Source organism: Thermoflexibacter ruber (genome assembly GCF_900113045.1).
GTDB lineage: Bacteria > Bacteroidota > Bacteroidia > Cytophagales > Thermoflexibacteraceae > Thermoflexibacter > Thermoflexibacter ruber.
Map to the genome: position 1 here is coordinate 11,829 of NZ_FONY01000028.1, position 22,700 is coordinate 34,528.

The following is a 22,700-nucleotide window of genomic DNA, read 5'->3' on the forward strand; positions in this document are numbered from 1 at the left end:
ATCAGCCTCATAAGTATTTTGAAGTCTTATAAGGCTGATGATGTGCATATTTTCTAATTAATATCCTTATTTTCAGAAAGTTTCTGAATCATGCTTTGAATATTTTGCTTATTTTGCTCATCTGGATTCAAAGTAAGAGCCTGTTTAGCATACTTTAGCGCAGTTTTGTAATCGCCTACTGCCGAGTAACCTCTTACCAAACCTACCATAGTAGTAACTTGATTAGGGAACTTTTGAGCGTTCATCTTAAAAACTTCTAATGCTTCTGCACTTCTTTTTTGATTGACTAATTGGCGAGCGTAGTTGTGCAAGTCATTCATTTTTCCGTAAGGTAGTGCTTTTTTCATGGTAGCATCTGCTTCCGCACTTCTTCCTAATCTATTCAAAATCATAGCTTTGGTAGAAAGCGTAGTAAAATTTTCTTCTCCGATGAAAGGCATAGAGATAGCACCTTCTGCCCAAGTAAGTGCCTCTTCTAAGTTGGTGTTATTTTGTAGGCAGTAATTTGCCGCTTGATTCCAAGCCTGCCAAGAAAAGCCTCTGTCCGACTTTAACTCTTCGCGAATAGAGGCGATGACTCCATTGACTACATCTACTTCTATCTTAAAAGGGATTCTCCACTTTTCCCAAGCCAAGACTACTGTAGCAGAGTTATCAGTTTGGTCGACAAACTCATATTGTAAAAACTCCTTACTGCTTTCCGTCTTAATTGGTTTGGTAGTGATTCTCAAAGCATCTCGCGAAGGGTCATAAAAGTAGCTTCCCCAAGCCATATAATCTTTAGAAAATATTACGATTACTTCATTCTCAGACATAATTGCCATGAAAAGTCCATATTTCCCTGCGGGAAGATTTTTCCCACCTACTTTTACATCGGTAGAAAAAGTAATCACTGTATTTTCATTTGCTCCAGCTCGCCAAGGTGCCGCTTTACTTGTCCCGAATCCTTGGTCTATAAAGCCAAAGTGAGCAATGTTTGTCCCCCAGATTTTCCCTTCTCTGCCTTTGACTGCGGGGCGGTCATAGTCTATGGTAATTTTAGTTAGCCCAATGTATTCACTTACAGAGGCTTTTTTGCTTCCGCCGCCATGGGGCAGCGTAAGTTGAGCAAAAGCTATCTCCACTTGCCCACAAAGCAAGTAAATAGCAAGAATATAAGCAACTTTTGAAAAATAGGTAACAAAGAAGTTCTTTTTCATTGATTTTTAGAAATTTAAGTTTTTTGGTAACTATTTAGGTACTTACAAAGTTAGGAAAAAGGTTGTAATATTAAGCTATGAAATTACCGAATGGCTTAGAAAGTTTACAAATTCTGCGGCGAGAAGTGCCTTTCACTAAAAAATAAGCTGAAAATGAAAACCGAAGATTTGAATTTACAAAACAAAAACAAAGGGCTGTTCTTTTCAAACAGCCCCTTGTTTTTATTTACAATAGACACTTTCCTAATCCTTTTTTTCTTTAGCTGCTTTTTCTTTTGCTCCTTTGAAATCTCCTGCCTTGACGATGCTGATTTTCTCGGGTTTGATAAATCTTTGCATTGCCGCTTTGATTTGCTCAGGAGTTAGGGCTTGTACTTTCTTTTCTAACTCCTCGTCCCAAGTAATTTCGCGGTTTAGGTAGAGGTTATTATTCAATGTATTTGCCAAAGAAGCGTCTTGAGAGCGACCTACTTGCCTACTTTGTAACCAACCAGACTTTGCAGCAGCTACTTCTTCTGGGGTAAAGCCTTCCTTGATGGCTTTATCTATTTCTTCCTTAAATGCTTTTTCTAAACGTTCTACATTTTCAGGAGCATAAATCGCATAGCTCAAAAAGCTACCTGTTTTATCTAAGGGGCTGGCAGAGAAGTTAGAACCTACCCCGTAGCTGATGCCTTCTTTTTGGCGAATACGCACTGCCAAGCGAGAGTTCAGAAAACCTCCCCCTAACATGAAGTTCCCTAACAACATCGCAGGATAGTCGGGGTCATCATCTCTGACTTCTAAGTTCATCATCGCAACAAAAAATGCGTTTGCCTTATCAGGAGTTTCTATATTTTCGTTGATAGCGGGTGCATCTTTGTAAATACTCACCAATCTCTCGAACTTCTTAGGGCTTTTCCAACTGCCAAAATGTTGCTCTAATACATTGCGTACCTCGTTTTCATCAAAATCTCCTACTACGGTCATAGTAGCATTAGAAGCTCCGTAAAAATCTTTATAAAACTGTTTTACTTGGTCTATGGTAACGGCTTTCATACTTGCCAAACTTTCATCTATGTCCTCAGCATATCTTGGGTCGTCTTTGCCATAAGGGGAAAGATGTTTGCTAATTTTATTGAATGCGATGCTTTGAGGCTCACTCCTTTGCTGTTCTATGCCTGAGATGTCTTCTTCTCGCATCTTGTCCAACTCATCAGCAGGGAAAGAAGGCTCTTTCAATACCTCGGCAAGCAAGTTGATAGCAGGAATCAAATTTTCGCGCGTGGTTTCTATATTGACGCTGGCTTGGGTAGCTCCTCCCAAAATACTTACTCTTACTTTGAGTTTGTCAAACTCATCTTTGATTTGTTGGCGTGTTTTATTTCTTGTTCCCTTGTCCAACATTCTTGCGGTATATGAGGCGGCTGTAGATTTATTTTTAAGGCTTTGCAAATCTCCGAAACGCAAAGTTATGCGGAAAGAAACTACTTCACCTCTTGTTTTTTTAGAAAGCAAAGCTACTTTTGCGCCATTGGCTAAGGTACTTTTCTTGGTACGAGCATTGATATTGGCGGGAGAAGGGTCAAACTCTTCGCCTTGCTTCACTGTTTCTGTTCCTTTGTAGTCTTTGACCAATGCCTCTACGTCAGGCATATCGGGAATTTCTACCCTATCAGGCTTTTCAGTGGGAATAAATATACCTACGGTGCGGTTATCAGGTTTGAGATAGTAAGCTGCCACACGCTTTACATCATCTATGGTTACTTTCTTGAGTCTATCTCTACCTATAAAAAGTAGTCGCCAATCCCCAGCCCCAATCGCCTCGCTTAATCTTAATGCTACTGTTTGAGAAGAGTTAAAAGAAAGCTCTAAGTTTTTGAGAATATCGTTTTTAGCACGTTCTACCTCTTCTGCTGTCGGTGGATTGGTAGTAGCTAACTCATCAAAACTTTTGAGTAAAATATTTCTGGCTTCGTCTAAGGGCTTATCCTTAGCTACCTCCGCAAAACCCATGAGTTGCCCTCCTTCGCGAAAAGCCATAGTAAAAGCATACACACTATTGGCTTTTTTGTTGTCTATAAGGTTTTTATATAACCTTCCATAAGGCTGTCCTCCTAAGATATTGCCTAAGACTTGCACTGCGGGTGCGTCAGCATGAGAACTTGGCGGCGTATGATAGAATACACCTGCCAACTGCACATCGCCAACTCTACGAAGTGTAACAAAACGCTCGCCGTCTTGGGTAGGGTCTTTGGTGTAATAAACAGGAAGTTCACGAGTAGGTTTAGGGATTACACCAAAATACTGGTTTATCATCTCTAATGTTTTGGCTTCGTCAAACTTTCCTGCTACTGTAAGCACTGCATTATCAGGTTGATAATATTTCTTATAAAAAGCCTGCAAGCGTTCTATGGGTACATTCTCAATATCACTTCTTGCGCCTATGGTAGATTTGCCGTAGTTGTGCCAGAGGTAAGCTGTAGAAGTGATGCGCTCCATGAGTACACCAAAAGGGTCGTTTTCTCCAGATTCAAATTCATTCCTTACCACACTCATTTCACTGTCCAAGTCTTTTTTGGCGATGAATGAATTGACCATGCGGTCAGCTTCCAAGTCCAATGCCCATTTTAGGTTCTCTTCAGTGGCGGCAAAAGTTTCAAAATAGTTGGTGCGGTCAAGCCAAGTAGTTCCGTTAGGACTTGCTCCATGTTCGGTTAGTTCTTGGGGGATATTAGGGTGTCTGGGTGTTCCTTTGAAAACCAAATGTTCTAAGAGGTGAGCCATGCCTGTTTCTCCATAGTTTTCGTGCTTTGAGCCAACTAAGTAAGTGATATTCACCGTAATAGTAGGCTTTGAAGGGTCAGGGAAAAGCAACACCCTCAATCCGTTGTCTAAGCGATATTCTGTAATTCCTTCTACCGTAGTTACCTTGACGGGAGGTTTGGGTTTTACAACTAAGTTTGGCTGTTCCGTTGTTGCATTGTTGTTTTTAGGTTTGTTGTCCTTTTTTTGAGAAAAGGTCTGAGTGCTAAATAGGAAGCATACCAGCAGACCTGTAAGCATAATTTGTTTCATGAGTATAAGATTTGTTAGTGTAATACAAATTTATCACTGAATAGTGAAAATACATGCTTTTTAACTTTCTTAACATTTTCACTTTTATTGACGTTTATGAAAAAATTTTTCTTTGACCGTAGCATCGTTCTTCCAAACGGCAGTGAAACTTAAAAAATAATCTATTGAAAATCAAATAGTACAAACTCTAATAATCAAATGTACGCTCTATAAATAAAAAGTACCTTTGCCTAAAAAAGCAAAGGTACTTTTTGAAAAATATGCCGTTTTATTAGTTCAGCGAATTAAGTGTTTGTTTGATTGCCTCGAAATTAGGTAGGTTTCCTGCTGAGTCTAATACTTCTGCATAGCGGATAATGCCTTCTTTGTCCACTACAAAGGCAGAGCGCTTGGCTACTCCTTTCATACCCATAACAAACTCGTCATAGTAAGCATCATAGCTTTTTGAGGTTCCTTTGTTAAAATCTGATAATAAAGGAAAGTTTAGGCGTTGGTCTTCTTTGAACTTCGCCAAAGTAAAAGGAGAATCTACAGAAATAGCCAATACTTCTGCATTAAGACCGCTGTAATATGCGATGTCATCTCTCATCGTGCAAAGTTCGGTAGTACATACGCTTGTAAACGCCATAGGAAAGAAAAGCACCACTACATTTTTGCCTTTGTAATCACTTAGGCTTACTTCCTTTTTCTCTGAGTTAAAAAGTTTAAAATCAGGGGCTTTATCACCAATTTTTAACATAATGTTTTGAGTTTTTGCTTAAAAAAATATAATAACAATAGGATAAACAGTAATTGCTAAGATTTGTTTATCTTTGTTTACTTTTTCAAGGCATTGACCATAGTTTCTCCGATAAGAGCAGGAGATTCTACTACGTGCAGACCACATTCTCTCATAATTTTCATTTTTGCGGCGGCAGTATCTGCGGCGCCCCCAATGATAGCTCCTGCGTGTCCCATTCTTCTACCGGGAGGGGCTGTTTGCCCTGCGATAAATCCAACTACGGGCTTTGTGCCATTTTCTTTAATCCAATAAGCGGCTTCTGCCTCCATGCTTCCGCCGATTTCTCCTATCATAATGATTCCTTCTGTCTCAGGATCAGCCATGAGTAGTTTTACGGCTTCCAAAGTAGTCGTTCCGATAATAGGGTCACCCCCTATGCCTATACAAGTAGATTGCCCTAAACCTGCCTTAGTAATTTGGTCGACAGCTTCGTAAGTGAGCGTTCCAGAACGAGATACAATACCAATAGTCCCTTTTTTGTGGATAAAGCCGGGCATAATACCTACTTTGGCTTCTTCTGGGGTAATCACACCGGGACAGTTAGGTCCTATCAGCGTAACCTCTTTTTTATTTTTGAGGTAAGTTTTTACCATCATCATGTCTTTGACGGGAATACCCTCTGTAATACAGATAATTACTTTGATACCTGCATCTGCCGCTTCCATGATAGCATCTGCGGCAAAGGCTGGAGGCACAAAAATAATAGATACGTCTGCTCCTGTTGCTTTGACTGCATCGAGTACTGTATTAAACACAGGACGCTCTAAGTGCATCTGTCCTCCTTTGCTTGGAGTAACCCCTCCGACTACATTAGTGCCGTATTCTATCATCTGTTGGGCATGAAAAGTTCCCTCAGAACCCGTAAAACCTTGTACGATGACTTTGGAATTTTTATTTACTAAAACGCTCATTGTCTTGTATTTATAATTTTATAGTAAGAAAAGTTAAAATTGCGCCTCTCTATAAGGTTTACAAAAATAGATTTTTCAAATACAATTCCTTAAAACAAGATTGAAAATATTTTCTGTAAGAATTAAATTTTATATGAACTTTTGGAATTGTCGAGGCATGTACCTACAAGCAGTTATTTTTCTATTGCCAAGGCAATTTGTCCAAGTCGACATTGCCTCCTGTCAAAATTATTCCTATCTGCTTGCCTTGGAAAAAGCCCGAGGTATCGTCCATGATGGCTGCTAAGGGAACAGCACAAGAGGGTTCTATGATAATTTTAAGTCTTTCCCAAATCAGTCGCATCGCTTTGACAATACTCTCCTCTTTAGCAAGTATTACGCTGCTCACATATTTTTGCATGATGTCGAGTGTTTTCTCGCCCAGCGAAGTTCGCAAGCCGTCAGCTATGGTAACCGTACTCAATACAGGTTCTACTTTCCCTGATTGGAAGGAGCGAAAGGCATCATCTGCTAAGGCTGGTTCGGCGGCGATTACTTGGCTATGAGGAAGCAAATAATGCGTACTAAGGGCTGTCCCACTGAGCAAGCCACCTCCGCCCACAGGACAAACTATGACATCAAGCAATTTGACTTCTTCTATTAACTCTTTGGCACAACTTGCCTGGCCTGCAATAATCCGATAGTCATTGAAGGGGTGGATAAAAGTAGCTCCTGTTTTGCCAATTACTTCCTCTGCCGTTCTCTCTCTTGCCTCTAAGGTAGGCTCACAAAAGAAAATTTGCCCACCGTATTCTTTTACTCCCTCTATTTTGATTTTTGGGGCATTGGTAGGCATGACGATATAGGCAGGAATACTGTGCTTGCGGGCTGCATAGGCGACTGCTTGGGCATGATTCCCAGAGGAGTGCGTAGCTACTCCTTTTTGAGCAGATTCCTCGTCAAGAGAAAATATAGCATTGCTTGCCCCTCGCAACTTAAATGACCCTGTATGTTGGAAATTTTCGCATTTGAAAAATAAGTGAGTATGAAACATTTTATTGAGCGCATCGGAATGTAAAACAGGGGTGCGGACTATAAATGGGCTGATGCGTTGATGAGCCTCTTGGATATGGGCAAGTGACGGGACAGTATTTAAGTGATTCATTTCAAATGTATTATGTTTTAGAGTAAATGAAAATTTTTAGTAGATTTCTTGCGAAAGTGTTTCTTTATCGCCTCACCTCTGCCCCTTCTCCTTTAGAGAGGGCAAATAGGTACTTTCGCAAGCACTATAGTAAAGATACTGAAAAACTTATTTGAATATTTTTCTATAGATGCCTTTCCGATACCAAAACTGAAAGTAGAGGATAGGATATATCAGCCACCCCAAAAAACTTTTAAACTCTATCTCATCGATAATGATGCTTTGCGTGCCTCTTATCTTGTCTATGTGTTTAATAATGCGATGCTTATGTTTCCAATATTGGAGAAAGAAGGGAAGTTTTGTTCCCTCATCAATAAAATAAATTTGGTCATCAGTTTTTACATTTTCTGTGATGCGACTTATCCAAGTTTGCTTGAAAAGTAAGAAGTTGAGTCTGAGGTGAACCTCGTCCCCTTTTTCGGAGCCATCAAATCGCAACAGCTTGACAGGTGGGAATGGAGGGGCTAACTTTAAAAAAAGAGCCTCATTAAAGCCTTGCCATACAGCCAGAAAAGTCTGATTTACATAAGTTTTGATAACTATCTCCATAGTAGAGAGTTGTTTGTCTTATAGATAGAATAATTTGGATAGAATATGGGGTATAATAATATTGAGCAGCATCAACTTTATGTGTTGTAGATGCTGCTCGGATTTATAATACAGGAAAAAAGCTGTCTAAGCGTTCTACTGTGTTTTTTAACTTTTCAATATTAATTGCTCTCTCTATGGCAGCTATGCCTTTTTGTTTTTCATTTCTTAGGCGATTGATTTGCTCTGTAACCTTGCTTGAACTATCACTTAGCTTTTCTGTAATCGCCAAATTTAGGATTTCTTGCATGGTATCATTATTTTTATCAATCATCGTAATATATTGGCGATAAATAGACTCAAACTCTTTGTAGATGTCTATGACCTCTTGAGTTCGCTTGTTCATATTTATCAAATGTACGTTGCCTTTGATGATAGCCTCATACCGAATACCGCGGCTATCTCTAAAGGTATTCTCCAAGTTGGTAAAATACTTCTCTACCGCTTCTCGGTTGTAAATTTGAAAAAGCCCACTCAAATAATCACCTACGGTGGCATTGGCAGGCTGTTTGGCTACAGTAGTAGAATAACCTCCCTCTTGCAAATTTTTCACCGTAAAATCTCTTACCTTGTTGTGTAAATTGCCAACGCTGATACGATAGCTGGCTAAGTTTCGCTGAAATGTAGCATTGGCTTCGTTGAGCTTGCCGTAGTAAAGTGTATATTTGTCTAATTCATTTTTTACTGTTTGCAAAGCAGAGGAGCTAATCCTGTCATCTTGGACGGCAAAAGAAGAAACTACACTGAAAATAGAGTTACCTACGCTCAAAATCGGGGTAAGTGAAGTTACTCCTTTGAGAATAGGATTATCCAAAACCATTTGAGTTATTTCAAGTAAGCGACTTTTCTTTTTAGTTTGAATATTATTGTTTATCAGGTCAATCACTTTCTTGTTATAGGAAAAGCCCAAGCTTTCATTGGCAGGATTGTTCAAATCTACTAAGATTTGCTGGTAAGTTTCTAACTGATTGAGGGCATCTAAGGTATTCAGGCGTTCATTTAGCATTTCAAAAAGTTCCACTGAATAGACTAAGTTGCTCTTAATCACTCTGTATCGGTTCTCATCGGTTACTTCTAAACGCTTGCCGAATTGTTTTAGCCCTGCATCAGCTTTCTGAAGGTCTAATTCATGGTTTTCTATGCGTTTTTGCATCGTACTGATGATTTGCCCTTTTTGCTTCAAAGAATCCATGAGAGCAACAATGCGAAGACTATCCATGCGTCTTCCTTCCATAAGCATTTTCATCTGTTGAGCAATCTGCTGTGGCGTGGGGTCTTGCGCCTGTAAAGAGGATAAAATTGCTACAAAACAAAAAACAAGCACACTGATTTTTTTCATTTCCTATCAAAATGGTTTAAAAGTTCAAATTCAAAACTTTTGCAATAAACTATTATTTCTATTGCAGGTTTAAAATTACGTCAATCCAAAGCATTGCACAAATTTTTGTTAAAAATCTTACGAAATTATCATTTTTTACAATTCCACATTGTGCAGATTTCCAAATTTTAATCTTTTTTGCCAAATTTGTAAAAATAATCAACGCACATCAGCCGAAGTTTTATTCACCAAATTTCATTTAGTAAAATTCTACCCTATTGAAAAAGCGATTTTTTATTAATAAAGTAGTTTTCTTTGTTAGTTTGCTATGCTATCTAAGTATATTTGTCCCTCCTGATGCTTTTTGGATAGCAGGTTTTTTGGCTTTGATTATTCCTGTCTTATTACTTACGCATCTTTTTTTTATTATCTATTGGTTTTTATTGAAAAAATATAGTTATGCCATTTATTCTTTTATTGCCCTCTTTATAGGCTACTCCTTTATTTTTAAGACCTTTACTTGGAACGAGAATGCAGATATAAAGCCTAATTTTTCGGTATTGAGCTACAATGCAAAAATTTTTAAAGCCTACGACAAAGATGCAGAAGGTCAAGCTTCTCAAAATATTATTCGCTGGCTTACCCAAGAAGAGGCTGAGATTAAATGTTTCCAAGAATTTTATCATTGGCAAGACTCTAAGGTGCTAAATACTATAGAGCAAATAAGCCAAAACAATAGATATTATACTCATTTTCAACGCACCTATACCAATGATGTAGGTGGATTGGTGGGAATGGCTACTTTTTCTAAGTTTCCTATCATCAACAAAGGCTATCTTCACTTAGGGGGGAAGTACAAGTACGGGGTGATTTTTACGGATATTGTTGTAAAAAAGGATACTATTCGCATTTATAATGCGCACTTAAAATCCATGAGTATAGACACCAAATCACTTACTACCACAGAAAACTGGCAAGAAAATTACCTCAAATTATTTAAAAGACTTAAAAATGGCTTCATTGAAAGAGCCAAGCAAGTGAAAAAAATCAATGAGCATATTGCTACTTGCCCTTATCCTGTCATTCTTTGCGGCGATTTGAACGATATTCCCTATAGCTATACCTACACACAGCTTAAAACTCACCTCAACAATGCTTTCGAGGAAGGAGGCAAAGGGTTTGGCTTTACTTTTAACAGTTGGTTATTTTTCTTGAGGATAGACAATCAGTTTTTTTCTAATAGGTTTAAAATCAAAGATTTTCATACTTTTAGAGAAATCACGTACTCTGACCACTTCCCTATCAAGGCAAGCTATTGCATAGAATAATCCAATAGTTTTTTAGTGTGTAGTTCTTTCATCACTTAGCACTGCCCCACCTTTTAAGCGGATAAGTCTTTGTGTTTTTTTGGCAAGTTCTAAATCATGTGTAACCAAAACTAAGGTAGTTCCTGCCTCTTTGTTAAGTTCAAAAAGTAAGTTTTGTATTTTTTCGCTCGTTTCATTGTCCAAGTTGCCCGTAGGCTCGTCGGCAAAAAGAATCTGAGGGCTATTAGAAAATGCACGTGCAATGCAAACTCTTTGTTGCTCTCCCCCAGAGAGCTGGGTAGGATAGTGGTCATGCCTCTCTGCCAAGCCTACCTTCTCCAAGAGTTCCATAGCTATTTTGTGTGTATTTTTCTCGCCTCTGAGTTCCAAAGGCACCATGACATTTTCTAAGGCAGTTAAAGTGGGGAGCAGTTGGAAATTTTGAAAGATGAAGCCCACATACTGATTGCGAATCGCCGCTCTATCGTCTTCACTGAGCGTATCTAAAGCTATGCCGTTGAGTTTAACTGAGCCTGTACTTGCCCTATCCAGACCTGCGCACAAGCCAAGCAAGGTGGTTTTTCCGCTTCCTGATGAGCCTACAATCGCCAAGGTGCTACCTTGCTCTACTGAAAAACTTACGTCATTTAATACTGTAAGTGTGTGATTACCTGTTTGATAGGTCTTGCCTAAGTTAGTTACTTCTAAGATTTTACTCATTTTTAAATATAATGTGCATACTCTAATACAAAGGTGCTAATTTTGCTTTACTATATTAACTTTTTTGAGAATAAAAGTAAAAAACCATACAGTCTATGCCTATACCCGCCTCAGAGTTAGTCTTAAATCCTGATGGAAGTGTGTATCACCTTCATCTCTTACCAGAGCAAGTCGCCCAAGACATCATCGTAGTTGGCGACCCAGAGCGAGTTCCGCAGGTAAGCCGATTTTTTGATAAGGTCGTTTATAAAGTCAAAAAACGTGAATTTATTACACATACAGGTACTTACAAAGGAAAGCCTATTTCTGTTATCTCCTCTGGCATAGGTACAGACAACGTAGAAATTTTGATGACAGAACTGGACGCTTTGGCGAATATTGACCTGAAAAAAAGAGAGTTGAAAGAAAAGCACACCACTCTAAACATCATTCGCATAGGAACATCAGGAAGCCTTCAAGCTGAGATTCCTTTAGGTAGCCATTTGGCTTCAAGCTATGGACTTGGCTTAGATACCCTGATGTGCTTTTACGATTTACTACAAAAACCATTAGAAAAACAGGTGGGGGAACGCTTACAAAACCAACTTTCTCTTCCTTTCCAACCCTATTGCGTTAGTGGTTCTGAAAAGTTGTTAGAAAAATTTGCACCTCATATCTTGCAAGGCGTAACCGTTACTTGTTGCGGCTTTTACGCTCCACAAGGGCGAAGTATCAGAACAGCACTCAAAATTCCTCAACTTATAACAACACTCAATCAATTTCGCTTGGCAGAAAACCCAACTTTCCGACTTACTAACTTTGAAATGGAAACCGCAGGTTACTATGCTATGGGTAGGCTGCTGGGACATGAGGTACTTTCTCTTAATGCCATTTTAGCCAATCGTATTACCCATGAATTTCATCAACAGCCTGAGAAAGTAGTTGGTGAACTTATAGAGCAAACGCTTAGCTTAATGAACAAGTAAAGAATTTCAGACGGTTTGCAAAGCTACTTCCTGCTCCACCTCAAAAGTAGGCAAACTAATATCTGCTAACAACTGTTCTTCTAATAGGTTTGCCCATTCTCGCATATACATTACTACGTGGTCGCGTTTGTTGTGCTGTAAGTACCTAAATTCGGCGGGTAAACGTACTAATATTTCCCTATCCGATAGTTTTTCCAAGTTTTTCAAATCTGTAGTTGTTAAACCTATTTCTGTCATTTGGGTAATGAGCAAGTCCATGGGCTGGTTGCTCACCGGACAGTAAGCATCAGTTTGCTCTGACCAGTCCCCTTGCCTATTCCTCATGGCGTATTCGTGAATCTCAGCCTTAGTAAGTTTGCTAATTTCTTGGGCTAAGTTCCCACAATTGCAGCTACCCATGTGTCCCCACTGATAGGGTGCGCCCTCTTCTAATTTTTTTGCAGTTTTTCTAAGTGCAGCAATAAGTTCTAAGTTAGGAGTTGCCATATACTTCAAAATTAAATGATTGTCATTCTTACCTGGTAGCATAACAATCTGATAAGAAAGGAGGTTTAGAAAAATTAGAAAAAACTTTGAGCTACTCAAAAATGACCGTTTTATTGTCTTTGACGAAAACTCTATCCTCAAAAACTAACTTTAAGGCTTTGGCAAGCACTATTTTTTCTACATCTCTGCCCAGTCGAGCCATGTCCGTAGCATTTTCTGTATGGTCAACTGGTATTACGCTCTGAGCAATGATGGGTCCTTCGTCTAAGTTTTCATTCACAAAGTGTGCCGTTGCCCCTATAATTTTTACCCCACGCTGATAGGCTTGGCGATACGGATTTGCTCCTATAAAAGCAGGTAAAAAAGAATGATGAATATTGACTATTTTATTGGGGAAATAAGAAGCAAAATCCGCTGTCAGCACTCTCATATACTTAGCAAGTACCAAAAAATCAGGGCGATAGGCATTGACAATGTGCAGTACTTCCGATTCATGTTCTTCTCTGCTTTTATTTTCATGGGGAACGAAATGAAAAGGAATATTGAATTTTTCTGTAAGAGAATGTAGCACCTCATGGTTACTTACTACGGCTAAAATATTTGCATTCAATTCGTTAAAATGGTAACGAATCAGTAAATCCCCTAAGCAGTGATGCTCTTTGGTGGCTAAGATGATGATATTTTTTTTGTGGGCTTTGTTCAGAGAGATATTGGAGTTTGACGGCAGTATGCCTATCAATCCAGAGATGATTTTATTTTCGTCTGTGTTCCCTGCAAACTCTATTCGCATGAAAAAATAAGCACTTTCTTTATCTACAAATTCGTCAGTTCTAATGATATTGAGGTCGTTGTGATAAAGTACACCCGTAATTTTATGCACTAAGCCTTTTTCGTCTGGGCAGTCTATTCTCAAAATATATTGGTCTTGCATCGAGACTGTTTTTGATTGTAAAGATGCAAAATTGAGGATTTTATAGTAAAAATCATGGAATAGAGCAATAAAAAAGCAATAAAAGAAAAAAAAATTGGGAAAATAAAACCCCTAAGGAATCTTGAAATCCTTAGAGGTTCTGAGCAGAGGCTTAGTCAAAAAGTTGTTGATGCTTTTCAGTAAAGAGTCGGGTGGTTTTTCTTCTTTTCATCTAAAGTAATCAGAGCGAAAATTACTGTAAAAGCACACAAAATCAGACCAAAACCATAAGTAAAAAACTCAAACAAGGAAGCTACTTGCTCGAAGCTTGTAGTGCTAACTAATTCATTTTCCATGATGTTGAATGTTTTAATTTGTAAAAAACTTGCTTTCCAACAAGGAAAGCATCGGTAAAGTCATGGTAAAGAATAAGTTTATATAAATTTGACTCTTAATATAAGTAAAAAAATATGAAAAAGCAAAAAAATGTGAAAAATTATTCTGTGCGATTAATCATTAACCATAAACTCCTACTGCGGAATAATTTGCAACTCATCAAAAGCTACTTTCTGCTCATCACAAGCCCGAATACCTACTTTTGAAATGAGAAAGTCATTTCTAAGAGAAAAAGCCTCTACGAAAGTTTCATTAATGTAATAGCTTACTTTTCCACTTCTAATTTCCACTTTCATAGTTACCACAGGAAGTTGCTCACTACTCTCAATCTTTGTATTTTTGTAAGCTCCGGTAATAGTATATTTATCCCCTTCGTAGAGCGTATATCTGGCTTTGCCGTTGTTTTGATAGTCCAAACTATAAAAATTTACTTCGTCTTGGATAAGTGTAAGCCCAAAATCACTTGTGATACCTTGCAAGGACTTCATTTTAAGGATAATATCTACATCTTGGCTTGGGGTTATAGTATAATATTGAGCCGCATAAAAGCATTTATCCACCTCATTGGTTTCTAAAATATACTGTCCGTCTTTGATTTCAGAAATCGCCTTGATTTCTTTTTTTAGCGTCCATCTATCGTTGCGTGTTGTTTCAAAATCATCACTAAAAATAGTACTATTTGTATTTAAGTCAATCACTTTGAGGCTTTTGAAGGCAACTCTTTGCACACCACAAGAGCGAAATCCTACTTTGTTCAAAGCAATAGGCAAGAACGTTCCCTCTTTGGCTAAGTGGCTGTTCACAAAATACTTAAATTGATTAGTACTGCGTCTTATTTCTACACGTTGTAGGTTCTCTTTGCCTTCGCTGTTTGCTATCCTACCTGTCCAGTCATTGTCTATGACCCAATTATCGTTTTGATACTGAGCAAAACTTACTTCTCCATCAGGGAAAAGAGAAAAACAAATAGTATTGGCATCATCTTGATACAATCCTATGCCATATTCTGATTTTTTTTCTCCCCTCTCCCATACAGAGGTAAGTTCTACGGCAAAATAATCAGGAAAATTGACATTATTTGCGTCCCAATAGCACCAGCCATCATTTCCAGTCTGAAAAACATAGCTTCCATTCTCTATTTTTCGCTCATACTTTACATCATCATACAAACTCCAATTTTTACTATTGTCATCAAAAGTTTCTATGAATGTATTATTTTGCTTATTTAAAAATCTTATTATCCAAATCCCTGAAATTACGATTAAGATAGCAAAACATAGCACTATCAGCCTCTTACGTCTTGCTTCTTTTGCTTCAAATTCTTTGCGAACTTGGAAGGAGATGCGTAAAATCTCCTCTTGGCTCAGTGAACTCATCTCGTTCAAGGCTTGGATATTAGCCTTACGTAAACTTTCTAAGTCTTCTTTCTCTTGGTTCTGGCTCTCAAAGTCGAGAACTCTTTTTCGGATTTCTTCTAAAATTTTTTCCTCTTTGGACTTGTCTTTCATGTCTGTAATGTTTTAGACGGTTTTTGTATGATAGTAAGGTTAATGAGATTATAACGCAAATTATTCTTACTAAGATACAAAAACTTACTCAAATAAAAAACCATCACAAACAAAATCTGCTTGTAATGGTCTGGATTTGCAAAAAAGTATCTGTTTACAGATAGTTAGCAATGCGAATCATATCGGCAAATACCCCTGCGGCGGTTACTTCTGCCCCAGCCCCCGCTCCTTTGACCAAAAGCGGTCTTTCAGGATAGCGAGCCGTAGTGAAAGCGATGATGTTATCACTTCCTGAGAGTTGGTAAAAAGGATGCTCACGACCTACTGCTTGCAAGGCAATGTCTGCTCTGCCATTTTCAAACTTGGCAATGCACCTGAGTACTTTTCCCTCTTTTTCTGCATTGGCTCGCATTTGCTCAAAGTAAGCATCGGATTTTTCTAACTCCACAAAAAACTCCTCTACCGAAGGGGCTTTCTGGCAGCTCTCGGGAATAAAACCATGAATGACTACATCAGAGCTTTCCATAGGATAGCCACATTCTCTGGTGAGAATCAATATTTTGCGTGCTACATCAGAGCAGCTCAAATCTTCTCTGGGGTCTGGCTCGGTATAGCCTTTGAGTTTGGCATCTTTGACCACCTCACTGAATTTCTTTGTACTATCAAAAGTATTGAAAATATAAGACAGCGTTCCAGAAAGCACTGCTTCAATTTTCAAAATTTTGTCCCCACTATTGACCAAATCTTGTAAGGTACTAATTACAGGCAAAGCCGCTCCCACGTTGGTTTCATAAAGGTAAACTACATCGTGCTTTTTTGCTAAGTCTTTGAGGTTTTGGTATTGGTGATAGCCACCTGAAGAAGCAATTTTGTTAGGAGTAACGATAGAAATACTTGCCTTTAATATCCTTTCATAGAAACTTGACACCAAACTGCTTGCAGTATTGTCTATGAAAACAGAGTTCGGCAAGTTGAGCTGTTCCATTTCTCTAACAAAGCTCTCCATATCCATATTCTCAGGTGAGTTGAACAAGCGTTCTTTCCAAACTGTAAGGTCTATACCATTGGCATCAAAAAGTTTCTTTTTGCTGTTTGCCAAAGCAATGATTTTAAAATCGATGCTGTACTCTTTTAATAAATACTTTTTCTGTTCTTGTATCTGCTTTAAAAGTGTACTTCCTATCAGCCCTACTCCTACTATGAAAACATTGATGACCTTGATGTCCGAAAGGAAAAATGCCTGATGCAATGCCCTAAGTGCTTTTACTTCATCTTCTTTCTTGATAACTACCGAAATATTCAACTCAGAAGAACCTTGTGCAATGGCGGTAATATTAATCCCGTTTTTCCCCAAAGATTGGAACATTTTGCCCGCTACCCCAGAAGTTTTCTTCATATTTTCCCCTACAATCGCTACGATGGAAAGGTCATACTCTGCCACTACTTTGTCAATCTCACTCCTTTGAATCTCAGTGGCAAACTCTTCATTGATAAGTTTTACTGCCAAAGGTGCTTCCTCAGGCTTGACAGCAAAGCAAATAGAATGTTCGGAGGAGGCTTGTGTAATTAAAATAACGCTGATGCTTTCTTTTGCCAATGCCCCAAATAGCCTTGCAGAAACCCCCGCTACGCCTACCATGCCGCTACCTTGTACGCGCAAAAGAGCAATATTGCTAATAGAGGTAATTCCTTTGACCGCTTTACCATCACTGCTCGATTGATTATAAATGATAGACCCTTTAAAATCTGGGTTAAAGGTATTGCGAATAAGAATAGGAATATTTTTTTTCAGCGCAGGCACCATTGTAGGTGGATAAATCACCTTTGCCCCAAAATGAGAAAGTTCCATAGCTTCCTCATAAGTCAGTGTAGGCACAGGAAAAGCCTGTGCTACTTTGCGAGGGTCTGCGGTCATTACCCCATCTACGTCAGTCCAAATCTCGATTTCGGAGGCTTGAAGTGCCGCACCAAAAATAGAAACCGTATAGTCAGAGCCTCCACGACCCAAAGTAGTCGTTACCCCTTCTGCATTAGAGCCGATGAAACCCGTAGCAATTTGGAGTGCTGGATGTTGCGCAATATATTCTTGGATAAGTTTATCCGTAATTTCAAAATCAACTGCGGCATTAGTAAAATTACTATTGGTTCTAATGACCTTTCTGGTATCCAAATATTCAGCTTGCAATCCTGCATCTTTGGCATATTCGCTAATAATGTAGCAAGAAAATCGCTCTCCGAAACTCACAATATTATCTAATGTACGCTTGCTAAGTTCTCTAAGCAGAAAAATCCCTTCTAAAAGTTCCTCTAATTCATTTAAGAGATTTTTTACCTGAGCCACTACGCTACTCTGTCTTTTGATTTCTATGAGTTCTTTAGCCGCCTCAATATGTCTTTTTTCAATTTCTTTAAAAAGGTTTTTGTAGGTCTCATCGCCTTTCTCAGCCATTTTTGCCGTATTGATGAGTTGGTCAGTAATTCCACCGAAGGCAGAGCAAACTACCACCCTTGCTTGTTTGTCAGCTTTGACAATTTTTACTACATTACGGATTCTTTCTGGTGTTTGCACAGAAGAACCACCAAATTTTAGCACTTTCATACGTTAGTGATTAGTGAAAAGTGGAGGTGAAAAGTACAGGAAAATTACGTTTCACGATTAACTGTTTTAATTTTTATCTAAATTGAGGTGCAAAAATAGGTATTGGGAAGCAAAAAATATAAAATAAATGCCTGCTTGTTTAAAATTTTGTAAAGTTTGCCCGTAAATATTCAAATCAAACTCAGAATGATGAATTTTCTAAAAATATTGCTTATCTTACTTGTCCAGGGGGCTAACGAATCTGTCTAAATTTCATTAGTTTTGCAAAAAGATAGAAAAAAGTGTTTGTATAAATAAAAATCATTTTATTTTTGAGAATTAAAATAACAGATACAATATATTTGTTAGTAGATTCGTATAAATGATTTTTAGCTAATTAATAAATTATATGACTTCACCTGCCGTTGATTTAGTGATGTTAGTTGATGATAATGACACTGATAACTTTATCAGTAAGCGTATCATCGAGCTTACCAAGTTTGCCAAGCGTACTGAGATAAAAAATTCAGGGAAAAGTGCCTTGCAATATTTGGAAGCAGAACAAAATAATGATATAAACTTGCCCGATTTGATTTTCTTGGACATCAATATGCCAATTGTGGACGGATTTGTATTTTTGTATGAGTTCGAGAAGTTTCCTGATAATATCAAGAAAAAGTGCAAGGTCATCATCTTGTCAAGTTCTGACAATAAAAGGGACATAGATAAAATTGTGAATAACAACTATGTGATTAAGTTCATCACCAAACCGCTCACCGATGAGGTTTTAAAAGATGTTAGGGTTTTACTTGGACAATAACTATCTATCTGCCAATGGATTATTTGCTTTCTCTACACAACATTTACAAGTCCTTTGGCGTGGTTAAAGCTCTAAAAGGTGTTTCTCTGCACGTAAAAAAAGGAGAAGTCCATGCCTTGATAGGAGAAAATGGTGCGGGTAAGAGTACCTTGATGAAGGTCATTAGTGGGGCGCACCAAGCTGATAGCGGGCAGATGTTTTTTAATGGACAAACCTACCTACCTAAAAACCCTTTGGACAGTCGCAAGTTAGGAATTGCGATGATTTACCAAGAACTCACTTTAGCCCCGCACCTTACCGTAGAAGAAAATATTATGCTTGGTATAGAGCCTACACAATTTGGCTTTGTAAAAAATAATCAAGAAAAAGTAAGACAGGCCCTCAGTCTGTTGGGGCAAGGTTTTTCTCCTACTACCAAAGTAAGAGAGTTGAGCATAGGCAAGCAACAGTTGGTGGAGATAGCGCGTGCCTTAGTTGCCGAAGCCCAAATCATCATCATGGACGAGCCTACGAGTTCGCTTTCCTCAGAAGATACCCAAGCCCTCTTCAAAGTTATACAAACACTTAAAAAACAAGGCATTGCAATTATTTATATAAGCCATTTTTTAGAGGAAGTCAAAGAAATTAGCGATAGTTTTACGGTACTCAGAGATGGGGAAACTATCAGTTCAGGGAGTATGCAAGAAATTACTATTCCCGAAATCATCAAGCAGATGGTAGGGCGTTCAGTGGACGAACTCTACCCCAATATTCTCCATACCATAGGAGAAACTGTCTTAGAGGTCAATCGGTTAGGGAATGGTATTAGTCCTAAAAGTGTAAGTTTTAAGCTTCGCAAAGGTGAAATTTTAGGTTTGGCAGGATTGATAGGAGCGGGGCGTTCAGAAACGATTAGAGCCATTTTTGGTTTAGAAAAAGTAAAAAATGGAGAGGTCAAAATCAAGGAGTATCCCCACATCAAAGCTCACTATCTCTATCCGCAAACAACGTTGGACAAAGGTATCAATCTATTGAGTGAGAACCGCAAAGAAGAAGGTTTGGCATTGAACCTCTCAATTGCTACCAATTTGACGCTTTCTGCTCTAAAAAAATATACAAAATTGGGCTTTTTAAACTTAAAAGAAGAAAGCCAAAATGCTAAAAATTGGGCAGACAAACTGGGCAGTAAGTACCAATCTATTGACCAAGCAATTAGCGGACTCTCAGGCGGGAATCAGCAAAAAATATGCTTGGCACGCTTGCTGCACCATGAGAGCGAGATTCTCTTTTTAGATGAGCCAACCAGAGGCATAGACGTAGGGAGCAAGTCAGAAATTTACCGCCTCATACAGCAGTTAGCTGGTCAAGGTAAGGCGATAGTGATGATAAGTTCCTATCTCCCTGAACTTTTGGGGGTTTGCGATACCTTAGCTGTTATGCACAGAGGCGAAATGTCCCCCATTAGAGAAGTTGAGCAATGGACAGAAGATGCCATTATGCTCTATGCAACTTCTGGTCGTTACAATTTTTGAGAGGTCAAATTTACAATCACAAAATTTACTTCAATTTTACTATCGTAACCCCTACGCCTCCTCTGTCTGCATGTTCGTCTTGCATAGAGGCAACCTCCTTGTAGTTGCGGAGATGCTCGCGAATGAGGTTTCGCAAAATCCCATCTCCCTTGCCATGCACAATATATAACTCATGCTGATTCAAGTATATAGCCTCGTCTATGAGGGTAGCTACTTTGGCAAGAGCTTCCTCTGCCCTATCCCCACGTACATCTAAGCGAGAGGAAAAGTTTTGCATTTTTTCTATCATATCCATAGATGTATAGGCAGGAGCAACGGGTTTTTTCGTTGCCTGCTCATATGTTTTTCGCTTGATTTTCACCAATCTATTCAGTTTGATAGTAGATTTCAAATCCCCAATAGAAACGGTAACATCTTTATTTCTGATGGCTAAAACTTCGCCTACTGCGTTTTGGTCTTTGAGTTTGACAAAATCTCCTACCTCTATGTTTCCTCCTATTTCCTCTACTTCTTCTGTTGGGTTTTCTTCCTCATTGTCAATGACAACTATTTCAGGTTTTAGATTTTCTTTGTACTCGTCAAGTTCTTTTCTTAGTGTCTTAGTTTTTTCCTTTTCTGCTTGGCTATCTTTGATTTCCTTGATGACTCCCTCTATTTTTTGGTTTGCCTCTTTGAGTAGGCTTTTGGCTTGTGCCTTCGCTTCGTTCATGAGTTGCTTACGATTGGTTTCAAGGAAGTTTTTGAGTTTTTCGTACTCTTTCAAGGTCTTATCTAACTGTTTTTGAGTTTCTTGTAACTCCTTGTTTTTTTCTCTGTAAAACTTCTTGTCTAGTTCCAACTCTGTCAGTAACTTTTCCATGTCTATTTTATCTTTGCCTACTTTCTGCCTCGCACTTTGGGTAATGCTTCGCGGCAAGCCTATTTTTTGGGCAATTTCTAAGGCAAAAGAACTTCCCGGCGTACCTATTTCCAACTCAAAAAGCGGTTCTAACTGCTTGACATCGTATCGCATTGCTCCATTGATGACTCCTTCCGTGTTTTCAGCAAAAACTTTGAGGTTAGCATAGTGAGTAGTGATGACTCCATAAGCCTTTTTCTGGTTCAAGTCTTCTAAAATAGCTTCTGCAATAGCTCCCCCAAGTTGTGGCTCTGTTCCCGTTCCAAATTCGTCTATGAGGCAAAGTGTTCTCTCATTGGCAAACAAAGTAAAATGCTTCATGTTTTTCAAATGCGAACTGTACGTACTGAGGTCATTTTCAATAGATTGCTCATCGCCAATGTCAATAAATAAGTTTTCAAAAATGCCGCATTTCGCTCCTTCCATAGCAGAAATAAGCAAGCCACATTGCAACATATATTGGAGCAGTCCTACCGTTTTCAAGCAGACAGATTTCCCCCCCGCGTTAGGTCCCGAAATAAGTAAAATCCTATTTTTTTCATCTAAGCTGATGTTCAGAGGGACTACATTTTTCCCCTGTTTTTGAAAGTTGAGGAAAAGCAAGGGGTGCTTGGCATTGTACCAATTCAATGCAGGTTTTCTATCTAAATCGGGAAAATTCGCTCCAATTTTTAAGGAAAATTGGGCTTTGGCACGGATAAAATCAATAATGCCTAAAAAAGAATAGGCTTTTTTCAAGTCAGGTACATGAGGACGCACTTTGTCGGTCAGTGCCGTCAAAATACGTACAATTTCTCTCCTTTCTTCGTACTCTAACTCCCTGATTTCGTTGTTAATTTCCAATACCTCCTCGGGTTCTATATAGACCGTCTGCCCAGAGGAGGAGGTATCATGCACAAAACCCTTAATCCTGCGCTTGTACTCTACCGCTAAGGGAATGACCATGCGACCTTCGCGAATCGTCAAGGAAGTGTCCTCATTTACCAAGTTTTGCCCTTTGAGCGATTTCAAGATAGCGTCCAACTTTTTTCTTACGCTATTCTGTGCCTCCAACATACTCGACCTAATTCGCTGAAGCTCGGGCGAGGCATTGTTCCTGACCTTGCCTCTGTCATCTATGATTCTTTCTATTTCTTTGAGTAAAGTCTTGTCAATGTGCAGGTTATTACACAGCTCTTTGAGCGTAGGGAAAAACTTTTCGTCTTTTTTTTCTAAAAACTCTATGCACTTGAAGAAAGTCCCCAAAGACATTTTCAAATCTTGGAACTCGTCCTCCAGCAAAAAAGTATTCTCTATTCTTGCCTTGTCTAAGGAAGCATTGACATCTAAAAAATAGCTGTTAGGGAAAGGCTCGCCCGCCTGAATGATTTTGATAAACTCATCAGTTTGGCGCAGCAGTTTTAAAATCACTTCGTAATTATCTGAAAATCTGATTTTATCGACAAAAGACTGCCCTAATGTTCCGCTACATTCCTCTTTGAGCAGTTCTCTAATTTTGTCGAATCCTATTTTTTCTTCAAAATTTTTTGGATAAAGCATTACAAGTATTTTCTGTCTTGGTATT

18 protein-coding genes are annotated in these 22,700 nt (G+C 38.7%); 4 read left to right on the plus strand and 14 right to left on the minus strand.

The window, feature by feature from the left end; all coding sequences use genetic code 11:
* Nucleotides 1-53: 53 nt before the first annotated feature.
* From BM141_RS15060 to BM141_RS15090, 7 genes are all read right to left on the minus strand, one after another.
* On the minus strand, nt 54-1,199 hold the full coding sequence (locus tag BM141_RS15060; protein ID WP_091548110.1) for a DUF2911 domain-containing protein: 1,146 nt from the start codon (nt 1,197-1,199) through the stop codon (nt 54-56).
* 243 nt (nt 1,200-1,442) lie between these two features.
* Nucleotides 1,443-4,256, minus strand: a complete 2,814-nt coding sequence (locus BM141_RS15065) for a M16 family metallopeptidase (RefSeq protein WP_245764071.1) — start codon at nt 4,254-4,256, stop codon at nt 1,443-1,445.
* A gap of 271 nt (nt 4,257-4,527) precedes the next feature.
* Nucleotides 4,528-4,995 carry a peroxiredoxin gene (locus BM141_RS15070; protein WP_091548112.1) on the minus strand — a complete coding sequence of 156 codons (468 nt, stop codon included), beginning with the start codon at nt 4,993-4,995 and terminating at the stop codon, nt 4,528-4,530.
* 77 nt (nt 4,996-5,072) lie between these two features.
* A complete protein-coding gene (gene sucD, locus BM141_RS15075) occupies nt 5,073-5,948 on the minus strand; it encodes a succinate--CoA ligase subunit alpha (protein WP_091548114.1) in 876 nt (291 codons plus the stop codon).
* Between the two features lie 181 nt (nt 5,949-6,129).
* Nucleotides 6,130-7,092 (minus strand): pyridoxal-phosphate dependent enzyme, encoded by a 963-nt coding sequence (locus BM141_RS15080; protein ID WP_091548116.1) that lies wholly within the window; start codon nt 7,090-7,092, stop codon nt 6,130-6,132.
* 147 nt (nt 7,093-7,239) lie between these two features.
* Complete coding sequence (locus tag BM141_RS15085; RefSeq protein ID WP_091548118.1) at nt 7,240-7,680, minus strand: SRPBCC family protein; 441 nt, start codon at nt 7,678-7,680, stop codon at nt 7,240-7,242.
* A gap of 103 nt (nt 7,681-7,783) precedes the next feature.
* On the minus strand, nt 7,784-9,058 hold the full coding sequence (locus tag BM141_RS15090; RefSeq protein ID WP_091548120.1) for a hypothetical protein: 1,275 nt from the start codon (nt 9,056-9,058) through the stop codon (nt 7,784-7,786).
* A 257-nt stretch (nt 9,059-9,315) separates the two neighbouring features.
* On the opposite strand from BM141_RS15090, the gene BM141_RS15095 reads away from it, so the two are divergent.
* The gene (locus BM141_RS15095; RefSeq protein ID WP_091548122.1) at nt 9,316-10,365 is read left to right on the plus strand and encodes an endonuclease/exonuclease/phosphatase family protein; all 1,050 of its coding nucleotides are present in this window, start codon (nt 9,316-9,318) and stop codon (nt 10,363-10,365) included.
* Nucleotides 10,366-10,377: 12 nt separating this feature from the next.
* On the opposite strand, the gene BM141_RS15100 is transcribed toward BM141_RS15095, so the two are convergent.
* Complete coding sequence (locus BM141_RS15100) at nt 10,378-11,064, minus strand: ABC transporter ATP-binding protein (protein ID WP_091548124.1); 687 nt, start codon at nt 11,062-11,064, stop codon at nt 10,378-10,380.
* A 95-nt stretch (nt 11,065-11,159) separates the two neighbouring features.
* On the opposite strand from BM141_RS15100, the gene BM141_RS15105 reads away from it, so the two are divergent.
* Nucleotides 11,160-12,029 (plus strand): nucleoside phosphorylase, encoded by an 870-nt coding sequence (locus tag BM141_RS15105; protein WP_091548126.1) that lies wholly within the window; start codon nt 11,160-11,162, stop codon nt 12,027-12,029.
* Nucleotides 12,030-12,035: 6 nt separating this feature from the next.
* On the opposite strand, the gene BM141_RS15110 is transcribed toward BM141_RS15105, so the two are convergent.
* The 5 genes from BM141_RS15110 to thrA all read right to left on the minus strand — a co-directional run bounded on the left by BM141_RS15110 (nt 12,036) and on the right by thrA (nt 17,928).
* On the minus strand, nt 12,036-12,515 hold the full coding sequence (locus BM141_RS15110) for a hypothetical protein (protein ID WP_091548225.1): 480 nt from the start codon (nt 12,513-12,515) through the stop codon (nt 12,036-12,038).
* 91 nt (nt 12,516-12,606) lie between these two features.
* Nucleotides 12,607-13,446, minus strand: coding sequence for a formyltetrahydrofolate deformylase (purU, locus tag BM141_RS15115; RefSeq protein ID WP_091548128.1), 840 nt, complete (start codon nt 13,444-13,446; stop codon nt 12,607-12,609).
* 176 nt (nt 13,447-13,622) lie between these two features.
* The gene (locus BM141_RS22995; protein ID WP_177217401.1) at nt 13,623-13,781 is read right to left on the minus strand and encodes a hypothetical protein; all 159 of its coding nucleotides are present in this window, start codon (nt 13,779-13,781) and stop codon (nt 13,623-13,625) included.
* Between the two features lie 174 nt (nt 13,782-13,955).
* Nucleotides 13,956-15,329: a hypothetical protein gene (locus tag BM141_RS15120; RefSeq protein WP_091548130.1), complete on the minus strand. Its 1,374-nt coding sequence runs from the start codon at nt 15,327-15,329 to the stop codon at nt 13,956-13,958.
* 154 nt (nt 15,330-15,483) lie between these two features.
* Nucleotides 15,484-17,928, minus strand: coding sequence for a bifunctional aspartate kinase/homoserine dehydrogenase I (gene thrA, locus BM141_RS15125; RefSeq protein ID WP_091548132.1), 2,445 nt, complete (start codon nt 17,926-17,928; stop codon nt 15,484-15,486).
* Between the two features lie 388 nt (nt 17,929-18,316).
* Here thrA and BM141_RS15130 point away from each other — a divergent pair, with 388 nt between their 5' ends.
* Together BM141_RS15130 and BM141_RS15135 are read left to right on the plus strand one after the other, a co-directional pair.
* A complete protein-coding gene (locus tag BM141_RS15130; protein ID WP_245764072.1) occupies nt 18,317-18,727 on the plus strand; it encodes a response regulator in 411 nt (136 codons plus the stop codon).
* A gap of 14 nt (nt 18,728-18,741) precedes the next feature.
* Entirely contained in the window at nt 18,742-20,238 is a 1,497-nt protein-coding gene (locus BM141_RS15135) for a sugar ABC transporter ATP-binding protein (protein ID WP_091548134.1), read from the plus strand.
* Nucleotides 20,239-20,263: 25 nt separating this feature from the next.
* Here the strand turns inward: BM141_RS15135 and BM141_RS15140 are convergent, their stop codons facing one another.
* Nucleotides 20,264-22,675 (minus strand): endonuclease MutS2, encoded by a 2,412-nt coding sequence (locus BM141_RS15140; protein ID WP_091548136.1) that lies wholly within the window; start codon nt 22,673-22,675, stop codon nt 20,264-20,266.
* Between the last annotated feature and the right edge of the window lie 25 nt (nt 22,676-22,700).

Bases quoted from the DNA above. Each gene is read 5' to 3' on its own strand.
- BM141_RS15060 (WP_091548110.1), bottom strand. From the start codon at position 1,199: ATGAAAAAGAACTTCTTTGTTACCTATTTTTCAAAAGTTGCTTATATT.
- BM141_RS15065 (WP_245764071.1), bottom strand. From the start codon at position 4,256: ATGAAACAAATTATGCTTACAGGTCTGCTGGTATGCTTCCTATTTAGC.
- BM141_RS15070 (WP_091548112.1), bottom strand. From the start codon at position 4,995: ATGTTAAAAATTGGTGATAAAGCCCCTGATTTTAAACTTTTTAACTCA.
- sucD (WP_091548114.1), bottom strand. From the start codon at position 5,948: ATGAGCGTTTTAGTAAATAAAAATTCCAAAGTCATCGTACAAGGTTTT.
- BM141_RS15080 (WP_091548116.1), bottom strand. From the start codon at position 7,092: ATGAATCACTTAAATACTGTCCCGTCACTTGCCCATATCCAAGAGGCT.
- BM141_RS15085 (WP_091548118.1), bottom strand. From the start codon at position 7,680: ATGGAGATAGTTATCAAAACTTATGTAAATCAGACTTTTCTGGCTGTA.
- BM141_RS15090 (WP_091548120.1), bottom strand. From the start codon at position 9,058: ATGAAAAAAATCAGTGTGCTTGTTTTTTGTTTTGTAGCAATTTTATCC.
- BM141_RS15100 (WP_091548124.1), bottom strand. From the start codon at position 11,064: ATGAGTAAAATCTTAGAAGTAACTAACTTAGGCAAGACCTATCAAACA.
- BM141_RS15105 (WP_091548126.1), top strand. From the start codon at position 11,160: ATGCCTATACCCGCCTCAGAGTTAGTCTTAAATCCTGATGGAAGTGTG.
- BM141_RS15110 (WP_091548225.1), bottom strand. From the start codon at position 12,515: ATGGCAACTCCTAACTTAGAACTTATTGCTGCACTTAGAAAAACTGCA.
- purU (WP_091548128.1), bottom strand. From the start codon at position 13,446: ATGCAAGACCAATATATTTTGAGAATAGACTGCCCAGACGAAAAAGGC.
- BM141_RS22995 (WP_177217401.1), bottom strand. From the start codon at position 13,781: ATGGAAAATGAATTAGTTAGCACTACAAGCTTCGAGCAAGTAGCTTCC.
- BM141_RS15120 (WP_091548130.1), bottom strand. From the start codon at position 15,329: ATGAAAGACAAGTCCAAAGAGGAAAAAATTTTAGAAGAAATCCGAAAA.
- thrA (WP_091548132.1), bottom strand. From the start codon at position 17,928: ATGAAAGTGCTAAAATTTGGTGGTTCTTCTGTGCAAACACCAGAAAGA.
- BM141_RS15130 (WP_245764072.1), top strand. From the start codon at position 18,317: ATGACTTCACCTGCCGTTGATTTAGTGATGTTAGTTGATGATAATGAC.
- BM141_RS15135 (WP_091548134.1), top strand. From the start codon at position 18,742: ATGGATTATTTGCTTTCTCTACACAACATTTACAAGTCCTTTGGCGTG.
- BM141_RS15140 (WP_091548136.1), bottom strand. From the start codon at position 22,675: ATGCTTTATCCAAAAAATTTTGAAGAAAAAATAGGATTCGACAAAATT.